The organism is Pseudomonas sp., assembly GCF_049301935.1.
In the GTDB taxonomy this organism is placed as follows: domain Bacteria; phylum Pseudomonadota; class Gammaproteobacteria; order Pseudomonadales; family Pseudomonadaceae; genus Aquipseudomonas.
Genome location: NZ_JBAQLP010000030.1, coordinates 18,410 through 31,490, shown reverse-complemented (window position 1 = coordinate 31,490; position 13,081 = coordinate 18,410). Strand labels below are relative to the sequence as shown.

Sequence of the window (13,081 nt, the reverse complement as noted above, 5' to 3'; positions counted from 1 at the left end):
TTATTCCTGAAGGTCCTGGGGACCGAGCAGGCGTAACACCTCTTCCACGGTAGTGAGGCCCTGATTGATCTTTTCACGGGCGTCGTCGAGCAGGCTGGTCATGCCCTGCTGGCGGGCGATGGCCTGCAGTTGAGTAACACCTGCGCCCTGGGCGATGGCATCGCGCAACAGGTCACTCATGGTCAGCACTTCATGGATGCCGACCCGCCCCTTGTAGCCCTGGTTGCATTGGTTGCAGCCTGTGCCCTGAAAGAACTGCATGCCCGGCTCGAGAAACTCCGGGCCGAGGCTGCGCAGGCGCTCAAGGGGCGGCTGCACGGGCGCGCGGCATAAGGCGCAAATCCGCCGCACCAGGCGCTGGGCGATGATGGCCTCCAGCGCCGAGGCCAATACATAGGGCTTTAGTCCTAGGTCGAAAAGCCGTGCGATGGTCGCCGAGGCTGAATTGGTGTGTAACGTGGAGAACACCAAATGGCCTGTCAGAGCGGCATGAAAGGCCACATCGGCGGTTTCCTCGTCGCGGATTTCACCGAGCAAGATGACGTCAGGGTCCTGGCGCAGGATGGCGCGCAGGATGTTGGCGAAGCTCAGGCCGATACGATCGCGCACCGGTACCTGGCCGGCCAGGTCTACGTGAATCTCCACCGGGTCTTCGATGGTGACGTAGTTCTTCTCCGGCGAAGCCCCATGCTGCAGCAGGGCAAACAGGGTCGTGGTTTTGCCACTGCCAGTAGGCCCTGTGGCGAGGATGATGCCCTGCGGCTTGCTCACCACGTGCAGCAGGCGACGCAAGTTGTTGGCTGACAGCCCTAGCTCCTCTAGCGACTGGGCTGCTGATTGGCGCTCCAGCACGCGCATCACCACTTTCTCGCCGTTGATGGTCGGTAAGGTAGAAATGCGTAAGTCGACAATGCGCATCGGAGTCTTGACGGTGATCCGCCCATCCTGAGGGCGGCGCCGCTCAGTGATGTCCATTTCAGCCATGATCTTGATACGCGAGACCAACGACATCAACAGGGTGCTGGGAATCTGGATCGTGTCGCGCAATACCCCATCGATACGATAGCGCACGACAACGTGCTTGGTACGCGGATGGATATGGATGTCACTGGCCCCCAGGCGCAGGGCTTCGAGAATCACCGCATTGACCAGGCGAATCGCCGGCGGCTCCTCCGAGCTGCCCAGCAACTGCTCCAGGCTTTCACCACTGCCATCATCCTCAAGGACGATCTCGATACCCTCGTAGGGGTCGCTGCTGCCCACCACGGTGGCAAGATCTTCCAGCCGTTCCGAGTCGCCGAATATTTCGCCCAGCTTGGCTTGCAACTGCGGCAAATCGCACAGAATGGGATGAATGCTGAGCCCGGTAATGAAGCCCAACTCGTCGATCAGGCCTTGATCGAGCGGATCAGCCATAGCCAGGCGCATACGTTTATCCAGCACGCGCAAGGGTAAAACCAACTGCCGTACACACACGGCCTGAGGTACCAGGGCGAGCAGTGATGGGTCCGCCTCGAACTCGCGAAGGTCGATCTCCTCAAACATCAAATCTTTACGCAACAGCTCATGAATCTTGGCGCTGTCGATCCAGTCGTGCTGCATCAACTGACGCAGTACTGGCGTCTTATGGGTTTGCATTTCCTTGTGCAGCTGCTGGATCTGCTGAGCGTTAAGCAGGCCCTTTTTGTGCAACAGAATGGCCAATTGGCTGCGGTTGGTCACACTCAGTTTGGCCAGCGTTTCCAGATCCCGATGTTGCTTCTGGTTCTGCTGCTGCAGGGCGCGGTTACGTTGTTGCAATGCATATTGCTCAAGAGCCAGGGCGATGGTCAGGCGCAGATCATCGTCGTTCCAGGGTTTGAGGATAAAGCGATAGACCGCCCCATCTCTGATCGAGCCCATCACCGCGTCCGTGTTGGCATGCCCGGTGAGCATGATGCGAATAGTCGCCGGCCAACGCTCGCGCACCTGGGCCAGCAGTTCGCTGCCGTTCATTTCCGGCATCATGAAATCGCTGATGATTAGATGAATATCCTGGCTGGCGAGAATTTTTATGGCTTCGACGCCATTGCGGGCGAAGTGCAGCTGATAATTCTCGCGCTGGAAGACTCGACGCAGTGCCGCCAGGATGCTGGGCTCGTCGTCCACCAATAGCAGCTGGTATGGCGTAGTAGGCACTGCATCAAGCATGTCGCTCATGGGCGCCTTGCCAACGAAGAGTGACGCGTATTGTTTGGCCACTACAGCTCCTTACTGACTCAGAAAGCGCAGGGTCACCCGCGTGCCAGCACCCAGCTTGCTGCGCACGAGGATCTCCCCACGATGGGCGGTCATAATGTCGCGGGCTACGCTCAAGCCCAGCCCGGTGCCTGAGCCTACCGGGCGGGTGGTGAAAAAAGGATCGAATAGGCAGTCAAGATGCTCGGTGGCAATGCCACAGCCGTTGTCCTCGATCAGCACTTCACTGCAGCCGCTTTCGGCCACTCGACTGGCTATACGCACCCGCCCCCCAGGGCCAGAAATTGCCTTTATGGCATTGTCGAGTACGTTGTAGAGCGCCTGAGATATCTTCGCCGGATAGCCCGCCAACTGCGGCAGTGGCTCCAGCCGCTGCGCAATGGTTAAGCCATGGCTGCACTCGGCCTCAATCAGATGGCAGGTGGTGGCGATTAGCCGGTTAAGGTCGCAGGGCACAAAATCCTGCTGATCAATATTGGAGAAGGTTTTCAGGTCGGTAACGATGGCCGCGATACGCTGAGCCCCACTGATCGATTCCTGCAGCAGAGCGCGAAAATCGTCTAATACGGCCCCGGTGTCCTGTTCGTCTGGCAGCTTGCAACTCAGCTCGTCAAGATACTCGCCGGCCGCCCTCAGGTTGCTGGAGATAAAGCCAATGGGGTTGTTAATTTCGTGGGCCACACCGGCAGCCAGCTGGCCGATGGCGCGCAGGCGAGCGCTCTCGTAGAGCTGCTGCTGCGCCCCCTCGATAACTTTGACCTGCTCATCCACGCGCGACTGCAGGTGCTCGGACAACGCCTTGTAGAGGGCCTGCGACTCCTGCAGCGCAGCATGCTGGCGTTGCAGTTCGGCGAAACTGGCCTCGGTAGTGTCGTGGTGCAAGCTGGCGGCCAGGCGGTACTTGGCAACGTAGTAGAGGATGAATTCCAGCAGGCGTGCCGCCGGGGCTTGCCGAAGGGGTGACGTGGCGCAACTCAACCAGGCGAGGGTGTCCAGGTTGAACTCAACCGGCTCTGCGCCGCTCTGTCGCTCAGTGTCTAGGCGGAAACTCTCGCCACACAGTGACTGCAATAGCTCGAGCAAGCGCGCACGACGCTCGCGATCAAGTAGATCGTCGAGACACGGATCATCATCGAACTTACGCATGGGAGGCCCCATCCAGGCTGCTCAACTGCCGGACGAACTCGTCCAGCGGTAGCCCTTCGCGCTCAGCCAGATGGAACTCGGCATCCAGCTGTGGATAGAGGCGATGCAGCAATTGGCGAAAGCTTTCCACCACCCCCAGGCCATTCAAGGCGGACGCCATGCTCAACGGCGCCCAGGGTGTAGCGCCCCAGCGCTCCTGCAGTTCGTCTTCAGCCACTGCTCCGGGGATGTCGCGCTTATTGAATTGCACCACCAGCGGCAGGCGCTCGATATCCATGCCCAGCTTCTGCAGGTTATCGGCCAGGTTATCGAATGCGTTGGCATTGTTGTCCTGCTGGGCCGGTTGTGAGTCGGCAACAAAAATCACTCCGTCGGCACGCGACAATACCGCCTTGCGCGTACTGTCATGCTGCACCTGACCGGGCACGGTGTAGAGTTTCAGGCGCAGATCCAGGCCGGTTTGGCTGTGCAGGCCGATGGGCAGCACATCGAAAAACAGAGTACGGTCATCACGGGTTTCGAGCACCATCAGCTCACCTTTGCGCTGCGGCTGCAATAAGGTATGCAGCTGCATCAGGTTGGTGGTTTTGCCACTCAAGGCCGGCCCGTAATACACCACCTTGAGCATGAGCTTGCGCTCAAGCGCCAAGTACTCAGCCATGCGTACTCTCGTCGACGTCGTCATCCAAGACCAGTGCGCCCTCGGCATCACGCAGCACCCGGGTGATGCCAGGATGCTCTGCTTCCAAACGCAACAATTCCTGCCGCTGGCGCTCCAGTGCGTTCTTTTGATTACGCACTTGGGTAACCAGACGTTGGTTTTCTGAGCGCAACAAATAAAGGTCGATGGCCGCTTTTAGGGCGGTCTCGATTTCATAGTCCTCCCAGGGCTTGGACAGGAAGCGATAAATTTCCGCCTGGTTGATCGCTTTCATCATCGACTGGCGGTCACCATGGCCACTGAGCACCATCCGCATAGCGTGCGGTTGGCGCTGTTTGGCGAACTGCAGGTAGGTGATGCCATCGAGGTTGGGCATCTTGTAGTCCGAAATGATCACCGCGTACTCATGCTCAGTGAGCGCGAGCAACGCCTCCTGGGCATCAGTAAAGGCATGCAACTCCCAGTGATAGGGACGCAGCAGCCGTTGCAGCGCGGCAAGGATGTTCGGCTCATCATCCACCAGCTGAATTTTGACCATTCAGGACACTCCTGTGAGAACGCCGCTATCGGCCTCGGACTTACGCACGAAGAGGGTGTAACGCGCGCCCTCAGAAGCTTCGAAAGCGGCTAACTTGTCTATCAATGGGCGGGTCAGTGGCTTGCCTTCGTTCAGCAGCAACATGCCGTTCTCTGCATAGAGGTTGCGTGCCAGTACCATACCCGGCTCCAGGCGGCGGATATCCAAAGCAATGATGCTGTTGTCAGCGAGAACCAGATCGGGCGCGAGCGTGGTACACAACTCGATAAAGCATTCACAGATCTGTGGATCGTACAAACGTCCGGCATATTTCTTGATCAGCAGCAGCGCCTCGTCACGATTGAGCTTGCGCTCAAGGATCATGCCGCGCTGCAGCTCGATGAAATCCACAGCTAATCTAAGAATACGTGCGCCGACAGGGATATCTTCGCCCGTGAGCCGGTCAGGATACCCTTGGCCATCCCAGCGCTCCTGATGACTACGGATGATGAGCCCTGCATCCTGGATAGGCTCAAGGGTCATCAGCAGGCTCTCACCGATTTCTGGATACTTGCGGTAACGCGCCCTTTCCTCTTTGTACAGCAGATCGGAGGGCCGGGTGAGTAGCTGATCGTCCCAGGCGAGTTTGCCAATGTTGTATAGCGCGGCCGCCATGGCCAGATCGTTGCTCAGCCGCGCGGCCAGGCCATAGTGCTCGGCATAGGCTTTGACCAACGCAATGACCTGGGTATTGGTCTGCCGCTCCTTGCTCAGACGCTGAGCCACCAGATTGGCAAACACCTCGGTTGCGGTGACGTAGCTATTGCGTAACTCCTCATAGGCGAGGTCGAGCATATCGGCGGTTTGTTGTAGCTCTGCGGTACGCGCGACAACACGCTGTTCCAAGGAGGCATTAAGCTCCTGCAGCTGTATATTCTGCTCCTGAGTCAGTGCCTCTAGACGCTTACGCTCACGCTCGGAGTGCTGAAAGGCAAGCGCCTGACGAATGATCAGGCGCAGCTCGTCATCGTCCCACGGCTTGCTGATGTAGCGGTAAATTTGCCCCTCGTTGATTGCCTTAACCGTGGTGGTTAAATCGGCGTACCCGGTCAACAGGATACGCACACAGCCAGGCCAGCGCCGTTGCACCTCAGCCAACAGAGTGGCGCCATCCATGCCCGGCATCCGCGCATCGGAAATCACCAGATCGACATGCACCGATTGCAATTGCTCCAATGCGGCCTCGCCACTTGCAGCGGTCAGCAGCTTGTAAGACTCCCCACGCAAGACCCGCCGCAGGCTATTAAGGATATTTTCCTCATCATCCACCAGCAGCAGGGTCAGTGACTCGCGCCCCACATCACTCACGGTGAGATCTCCGGCTGTGGACGCTCAACAGGTTGCTTTATGGGTAAATAGACCCGGAAGCGCGTGCCAGTACCAACCTCGCTCTTCACTTCAATGCGGCCGTTATGCCTCTGCACTATGGTGTAGGACAGTGCCAACCCCAGCCCCGTCCCTTTGCCAACCGGTTTGGTGGTGAAGAAGGGCTCAAAAATGCGGTTGAGGACTTTCGGCTCTATGCCCTTGCCCGTGTCCTCTACCTCCAGCCACACCTCGTCATACTCAAGACCGGTGCGCAGGGTGATTCGACCGAACTTCTCGATAGCATGGGCGGCATTCACCAGCAGGTTCATGGCCACCTGATTGATCTGCGACGCAATACACTCAACCTCAGGCAGGTCCGCGTACTCTTTGACCACTTCGGCTTTGTATTTAAGTTCGTTGTTGACCACGTTAAGCGTGGTATCGAGGCCACGATGCAGGTCCGCAGGGCGGAACTCTTCCTCTTCAATATGGGAAAAGTCCTTAAGCGCGCTGATGATGCGCTTGACCCGGTCGATGCCATCCTCAGACTCATCGATCAGAGCCCCTACATCGCCGCGAATATAGTCGTACTCCAGACCACGCTTGAGCTGGCGCAACTCATCCAGGTCAGCCACAGCGTCCACTGCATCGATGATCTTCAGCAGATCCTGCACATAACCACTGAGGGTCTTCAGGTTGGAGAACACAAAGCCGATGGGGTTGTTGATTTCATGGGCAACGCCAGCCGCCAACTGGCCAATCGCCGCCAGCTTCTCCGACTGCAGCAGCTGGTTGTTGGCTGCTTCCAGTTTGCGCAGCAGGTTATTCTGCTCCACCTGCTTCGAGCGAAGAGCCTTGAGGGCAGACTCCAGGTGGGCGCTGGACTTGGCGATGGAGCCGGTGTCAAACAGCACCAGACCAAAATAGAGCTCACCGCCCGGCCCCTCAAACGGGAAAAACAAGCTGCTCTGCAGGTGCAGGCCTGCATCATCAACTGCTTCGCCAGCTGCCTCAGCGCGCAGCTGAACCAGGGGGGCCTGTTCAAGCCAGTGATTGTAGACATGAATACCCCGATCTCGCGCCAACTCAACAATCTTGGCGAACGACTGCGTATCTGCATCTGGAAAGACTTCAAGGAAGGGTCGACCGCTAGCCAGTGACTGATTCTTTCCGCTACGCTGGCTAATGAAGCCATTCCAGCGAAGGATGCACAGGTCGGAGTCCAGAACGATGACCCCTAGGTCGATCCGCTCGACCAGGGAACTGAAAAGCTCTGGGGAAAAATTGTCCATCGCATACTCCCGAAGCATTCGTCAGGTTCGCCAAAATGGCCGACGAACACTAAATCCGTTTACCAGAGTATGACGTCAAAATTCGGGCGCCACAATTATAACGCAATAGCATTTGGCCATATTCTGCAGAGCCAAATGCTAAGGTCAGGTTAGCTGATGACGCAAAATCTGAATGAAAGTTTCATTGTCTACCGCCTCCTCTTTGCCGATGGCCAGTCAGCCGAACACACCATAGCCCTGACTGAAACGCCACCGGCAACCGAGCATGCCGAGTGGACTCGATTAGGCTTCCACCAATGCCCGAACTGCCCTCTTTCCGTCGACGCAGTAAGCCACTGCCCGTTCGCCACAGCACTCGAGGCACCCGTACGTTTTTTGGGAGAACGGCTTTCTCATACCGAAGTTGATGTCCAGGTGACTCATCGAGGCCGCGAGATCCACCAGCACACAACACTGCAACGCGCTGTCGGCTCCATGCTGGGAGCTATCGGGGCAACGAGTGGCTGTCCACACACGGCGTTTCTCAGGGCGATGGCCTGGTTCCACCAGCCATTCAGCGATAACGATGAGACATTATTCCGCGCGATTGGCACCTACCTGCTCGGCCAGCACCTAAGGGCCATCCAGGGACTGCCTGCTGACTGGTCCCTGACTGGCCTTCGAGAAGGGTATAAAAACCTTCGCGTGATCAACCAAGGAATTGCCAAGCGCCTGCGCTCGGCCGCTCAAGAAGACTCCAGCGTAAATGGGCTGATCCTCCTGGATCTGCTTGCATCCTCCGCTCTAAGTTCCCTTGATCAGTATGAAGGCGAGCTCGACAGGTACTTTTCGGACTACCTGCCTACTCAACAACAGGGGTAATTCACAGCGACTGTAGAGCGCCTGGCTGATGGGTTGCGCCCCCAGACTTGAGACCGGAACGGCATCTGTTACCGCCCCCTTAGCGAGTAGGCAGCCCTGCTACCATTGCCGACAATGGCTCGAACAAGCCCACTGATCGGGCCCAGTGTGAAATTGGTTTTCCACTGCCGAGCCATAAGCGTTCCGCTTCGATGGCGGCAACGCATCACCATGCTCGGCATGAATGGCACGGAGCCAAACCCGGGAATAAAAACAACGAAACCCGGGCCACTGCCTCAATAACTTACCTTTAGCACTGAACTTCCCGCCTAACACCTAAGCGCTTGATCACGCGCAGAAATTTTCACTCAACAGGCTTGACACCCACCCCCAAGACGCGAATAATGCGCGCCACTTGGCTACGTAGCTCAGCTGGTTAGAGCATAGCATTCATAATGCTGGGGTCCGGGGTTCAAGTCCCTGCGTAGCCACCAAACAAAACAAGGGTTTAGCGAAAGCTAAGCCCTTTTTTGTGCGCGCGAGTGACAACTACAGCGTGCCCACTCCCTCAAAAGGCAGGATGCCAATGAAACTCCTAAAACCGATCTTCGTTATAGTCGTGTTGTGTGGCGTCGCAAAACTCCTCTACCCCGCACTTCCTCTGCATTACCAGCACGCAATTTACGACTGGTATGCTCGCCTGGGCACACCCACTTATTCAGAATCGCCGGATTATTATTCCATGCGAGATCAAGCCGCAGTCATTAGCGAGAATCAGGCTCGCGGTCACAAGTTGAAGTGCTATGGCAACCTGGGCCCTGCGGAACGTATTAACGCGCAAAATGACTACCTTTGCTCAGCAAACATCAGCAATGCCTACGACAACATTCCGGCTCGCCTGGTAACTTTTTTCTTCTCCAAGAATAAGCTAACCAACGTACGCATCGAGTTTGCGGCCGGAAGTTTTGAGCGTCTAGATGACTACCTATTGCGAAAGCTTGCCGACTATCCGCGTCTAGACCAGATGCCAGGTGCCAAATTTGGCACTGATCCATTCGGCAAGAAACTAGTCGTATGGCGAGTAAAGGAAGGGCTAATCACCGCTGCCGCAGCAGATACCCCAGGGCAGAACCCCATAATATTGTGGAGCGGGTATCAGTTACGCCGCTAGTAAGAATCAAACTGAATCACCTTGCAGCCGCAGCGGCTCATAGGTTTTTAGTTATGTGTTGAGTCGTCCCGAACGACTATACGATGCATAAAGCGCGGTAATACCTAGGGGTAGATAGGCCGCGCCCGCTCCCGGCGGGTTTGCGGCATTTACCCCACCCATGGGGATTGCGCAAACCGGAATCAGCAAAGCCCCAGCGACGCTCAACGCGCCGTAACCCACCATGGCGGTCTACCGACAAACCGCAATGGTGGATGACTGACGAAGGGATGACGCGCGCTACTGAGTCGCTTGCCGACTTTTCGCCCACCCCTGCGTACCCAGCAGCAAGCCCGCAAAGATCAATGCGGCGCCGAGCCAGTGATAACTCTGCAAGCCCTCCCCCAGCAACAGCCAACCCAATATGGCGGTAAACACCGGCATCAGGTAGTTGGAGAGCGCTGCCTTGGCGGCGCCGAGTACGCGGATGGCGTGGTTCCAGGCGAGGTAGGCAAGCAGTGAGGCGAAGATCGCGGTGTAGCCGATGGCGGCCAAGTTCTCTGCGGTCAGGTTGAAGTGTGCGCCCCGGGACAGCTCGTACAGGTAGAACGGCAGAATCAGCGGCACCCCTAACAGCATCAGCACGCCCAGCAGGGCCAGCGCTGGAATCGGCAGCAGGTAGCTGGCCCAGCGCCGCAGCAGCAATGAGTAGAGCGCCCAGTCGGCCACCGCCAGCAGCATGATCAGATCGCCCTGATTGAATGCCAGGCCACTGAGGCTGGCCCAGCTGCCTTTGCTGATCAGCACCAGCAGTCCGCCTGCGGCCACTGTCATACCCCACCAGGCGCGGCGCTGCGGCCACTCGCCGAGTAGCAGGCCGGCGCCAATAAAGGTCATCAGCGGCAGGCAGGTATTGACCAGGGTGATATTGATCGCTGCGGTGGTTTGCGCGGCGGCGTACAGCAGGCTGTTGTAGCCCGCAATGCCGATGCTGGCGAGCACCAGCAAGCGCCAGCCGGCCGCACGCAATGCCGCGCGGTGTTGCCACAGCGGCTTGGCCACAAAGGGCAACAGCAGAACCAGGGCCAGGCTCCAGCGCCAGAATGACAAGGCGAACGGCGGGATATCACCGGCAAAGGCCCGAGCCACCAGGGCATTGCCGGACCAGCACAGCGTTGCCAGCAGCAGCCCGGCCAGCGCGACACGTACGGAGGAATGCATACCTCAGCTCTGCCCGAGCGGGCGCAGGCGGTATTGCGGCGGCAGCTGCTCCATACCGCTGACGGTGACGTTGAGGTTCTTCCAGCGGCCGTCCTTGATGCCGTAGATACAGCCATGCACCGCCAGTGGCTGACCGCGATGCCAGGCGTTCTGCACGATGGTAGTGTGGCTGACGTTGGCCACCTGCTGGATCACGTTGAGTTCACAGAGGCGGTCAACCTGCTCTTCCTCGCTGGGCAGTTGCCCCAGATGCTCGCGGTGCTCGTAGTAGAGGTCACGGATGCTGCGCAGCCAGCCGTCGATCAGGCCGAACTGGGTGTCCTGCATGGAGGCGCGTACACCGCCGCAGCCATAGTGGCCGGTGACCAGGATATGTTTGACCTTGAGCACATCGACCGCGTACTGAATTACCGACAGGCAGTTGAGGTCGGTGTGCAGCACCACGTTGGCGACATTGCGATGGACGAACAGATCGCCCGGCAGCAGACCGACAATCTCGTTGGCCGGCACCCGCGCATCGGAACAGCCGATCCACAGGTACTCCGGCACCTGCTGCTGGGCCAGCTTGGCGAAGAACTCGGGATCTTCCTCTTTGATTGCCTCGGCCCAGCGTGCGTTGTTATCGAAGAGGTGTTGTAGATCGCTCATGCGTCACTCCCAGGTTCGTCGATGCGCACCATAGGAGCGCTGCGGGCTTTTGACAAGCACGCGCGGCGCTCAAGCACGGCAGCCTGTTCAGGCGCGGCGGCGGCGCCACAACCAGAGAATCAGCAGCAGGCCTGCCAACAGCACCAGGCTTACGCCCCACTGCAGCGGCCCGGCGTAGCGATACAGCTCAGCAGGCTGCAGGCTGGGCGCACGCAGCATGCGCTGCTCGGCTGCCGCGCCCTGGGTCGGGATATCGGCCAGACCGTCGCCGTCCAGGTCCGGCAGGCCGCGAATATGGTCGAGCAGGCCCTGCCACTCTTTATATTCCTGCACGCCGGGCTGCTGCGGGTCGGCGTCAATGATTGCGTCCGTGATCGCCGCCAGCGGCTGACCCTGAGCATCCTTGGGCTGCACGCTGAGCAGGCCCTTGGTCAGGTCACTGACCAGCCAGGTAAAGCTGCCGACATAGCTGGTGGTACCGATGCTGTAGAGCCGCGTATCGGCCAGGTCCAGCGGCGTATAGCCGTTGATCGGGTCGCCCAGCTCAATCCGGCTGACCCGGTCGAACGGCACGCGCCAGGGGTTGTAGCTGAAGCGCAGGCCCGACACGCGCGGGTAGTAGCTTTGGCTTTCACGCATCTGATAGGCCAGCAGCAGCACTTCGAGCAGGCTCTTCAGCTCCTGGCCGCTGACATACACCTTGATCAGCGGATAACCCGGCGCATCATCCAGCTCGCCAACACCCAGCGGAGCGATGCGGAACAGGTCGGACACCGCCTGCACACCATGCCGACCCATGATCAGGTTGTCGCGGATGGTGCCGTTGCCGGTGAACGACACATCACTGCCCGTGGCGTGGCGCAGGGCGTCGGTGACCAGGTTGCCGAGAATCGGGTCGGCATACGCGCGGGTCAGGGTCTTGTCGACCCTGGCCAGCGGCTGATCGAAAGCGTAGCCCTTGGGCGCCAGCATCTGCGCGCTGACCACCTGTTTGAAGTCCTCGACCTGGGCGGTGATCGCGGCGCTGCCGGCAATCTGGTCATTGATCGGGTGCAATTGGTAGTCGACCACCTGCGGCTTGCCATCCGCCGGCAGGCGCATGCGCAGCTCGCCCAGGTGCTGGATCTCGGAGCCGGCCTGCATCACCGGCGTGCGCCCACCCACCAGCACAGGCTGCGCCAACGCCGTGTGCGAGTGACCACCGACGACGATATCGATGCCCGGCACCTGCTCGACCAGCTCGACTTCCTCGCCGCGCCAGCTGCCGTCTTCCTGCTGCACCACACCCATGTGCGAAAGCAGAATGATCACCTCGGCGCCCTCCTCGCGCAGCTTGGCAACCATGGCTTTGGCGGTCACCAGCGGATCGGCAAACAGCACCGGCGTGATCATCGGGCTGACCGCCACGGCGTTGTTGCCGAGCAGGCCGAACAGGCCAAAACGAATGCCGCCCTTGTCGATCAGCTTGTACGGCGCAATGCGCCCGGCCTCATAGTGGGCCTGCAGGCTGTCATCTTCCGTGCGCGCGGGGTCGAAGCCGAGGTTGCTCGACAGCAGCGGCATCAGCGCATCGCCCTTGATCCTGTGCGCCGCACTGAGCATCGCGGCCAAGCCGGCCGGACGAAAATCAAACTCGTGGTTGCCCAGGGTCGCCGCGTCATAACCCAGCTCGCTCATCAGGCGCAGCTCGCCGCCGGTTTCGCGGGTCACGCTATGAAACAGCGTGCCCATGCTGAAATCGCCGCCGTCGAGCAGCAGCACCGGTTGCTCGCCCGCCGCAGCGCGGCGCTGTTCAAGCAAGGTGGCCAGGCGCGCGACACCGCCGACTGTGTCGTCATCACCCGTCGTGGCGGGGGAATATTCGTTGTTCGGGCCAAAGCCGAGCAGACGTGATTGCCAGTCGTTGGTGTGCAGAATGGTAAAGCTGCGTTCGGCGCTGAAGGCCTGAGCGGCGCTGAATAGGCAAAACACCGCAAGCAACCAGGCAGACAGGCGCATGA

The 13,081-nt window shown here is 59.1% G+C and carries 11 protein-coding genes and 1 tRNA gene; 3 read left to right on the top strand and 9 right to left on the bottom strand.

From position 1 onward, the window contains the following. Genes WA145_RS03690 through WA145_RS03665 form a run of 6 tightly spaced genes read right to left on the bottom strand, consistent with a single transcriptional unit; the run spans nt 1 to nt 7,222 of the window. Nucleotides 1–2,241 (bottom strand): ATPase, T2SS/T4P/T4SS family, encoded by a 2,241-nt coding sequence (locus WA145_RS03690; protein WP_422580269.1) that lies wholly within the window; start codon nt 2,239–2,241, stop codon nt 1–3. A 9-nt stretch (nt 2,242–2,250) separates the two neighbouring features. Then, a complete protein-coding gene (locus tag WA145_RS03685; protein ID WP_422580268.1) occupies nt 2,251–3,384 on the bottom strand; it encodes a sensor histidine kinase in 1,134 nt (377 codons plus the stop codon). Continuing rightward, nucleotides 3,377–4,045, bottom strand: coding sequence for a GTP-binding protein (locus tag WA145_RS03680; protein WP_422580267.1), 669 nt, complete (start codon nt 4,043–4,045; stop codon nt 3,377–3,379). Before WA145_RS03680 ends, WA145_RS03685 begins: the two co-directional genes overlap by 8 nt. Next, the gene (locus WA145_RS03675; protein WP_422580266.1) at nt 4,038–4,583 is read right to left on the bottom strand and encodes a response regulator; all 546 of its coding nucleotides are present in this window, start codon (nt 4,581–4,583) and stop codon (nt 4,038–4,040) included. The genes WA145_RS03680 and WA145_RS03675 overlap by 8 nt, the downstream gene beginning before the upstream one ends. Then, nucleotides 4,584–5,930 (bottom strand): HD domain-containing phosphohydrolase, encoded by a 1,347-nt coding sequence (locus WA145_RS03670; protein WP_422580265.1) that lies wholly within the window; start codon nt 5,928–5,930, stop codon nt 4,584–4,586. Continuing rightward, nucleotides 5,927–7,222 (bottom strand): ATP-binding protein, encoded by a 1,296-nt coding sequence (locus WA145_RS03665; protein ID WP_422580264.1) that lies wholly within the window; start codon nt 7,220–7,222, stop codon nt 5,927–5,929. Before WA145_RS03665 ends, WA145_RS03670 begins: the two co-directional genes overlap by 4 nt. 156 nt (nt 7,223–7,378) lie before the next feature. Between WA145_RS03665 and WA145_RS03660 the strand changes: the two genes are divergently transcribed. From WA145_RS03660 to WA145_RS03650, 3 genes are all read left to right on the top strand, one after another. Then, entirely contained in the window at nt 7,379–8,083 is a 705-nt protein-coding gene (locus WA145_RS03660; protein ID WP_422580263.1) for a DUF6901 family protein, read from the top strand. Between the two features lie 396 nt (nt 8,084–8,479). Beyond that, nucleotides 8,480–8,556 (top strand) — tRNA-Met (locus tag WA145_RS03655). Nucleotides 8,557–8,648: 92 nt separating this feature from the next. Beyond that, nucleotides 8,649–9,233, top strand: coding sequence for a hypothetical protein (locus tag WA145_RS03650; RefSeq protein ID WP_422580262.1), 585 nt, complete (start codon nt 8,649–8,651; stop codon nt 9,231–9,233). Nucleotides 9,234–9,512: 279 nt separating this feature from the next. Here the strand turns inward: WA145_RS03650 and WA145_RS03645 are convergent, their stop codons facing one another. From WA145_RS03645 to WA145_RS03635, 3 genes are all read right to left on the bottom strand, one after another. Then, nucleotides 9,513–10,433: a DMT family transporter gene (locus WA145_RS03645; protein ID WP_422580261.1), complete on the bottom strand. Its 921-nt coding sequence runs from the start codon at nt 10,431–10,433 to the stop codon at nt 9,513–9,515. A 3-nt stretch (nt 10,434–10,436) separates the two neighbouring features. Then, nucleotides 10,437–11,081: a carbonate dehydratase gene (can, locus tag WA145_RS03640; RefSeq protein WP_422580260.1), complete on the bottom strand. Its 645-nt coding sequence runs from the start codon at nt 11,079–11,081 to the stop codon at nt 10,437–10,439. Nucleotides 11,082–11,168: 87 nt separating this feature from the next. Then, nucleotides 11,169–13,079 carry a bifunctional metallophosphatase/5'-nucleotidase gene (locus tag WA145_RS03635; protein ID WP_422580259.1) on the bottom strand — a complete coding sequence of 637 codons (1,911 nt, stop codon included), beginning with the start codon at nt 13,077–13,079 and terminating at the stop codon, nt 11,169–11,171. Between the last annotated feature and the right edge of the window lie 2 nt (nt 13,080–13,081).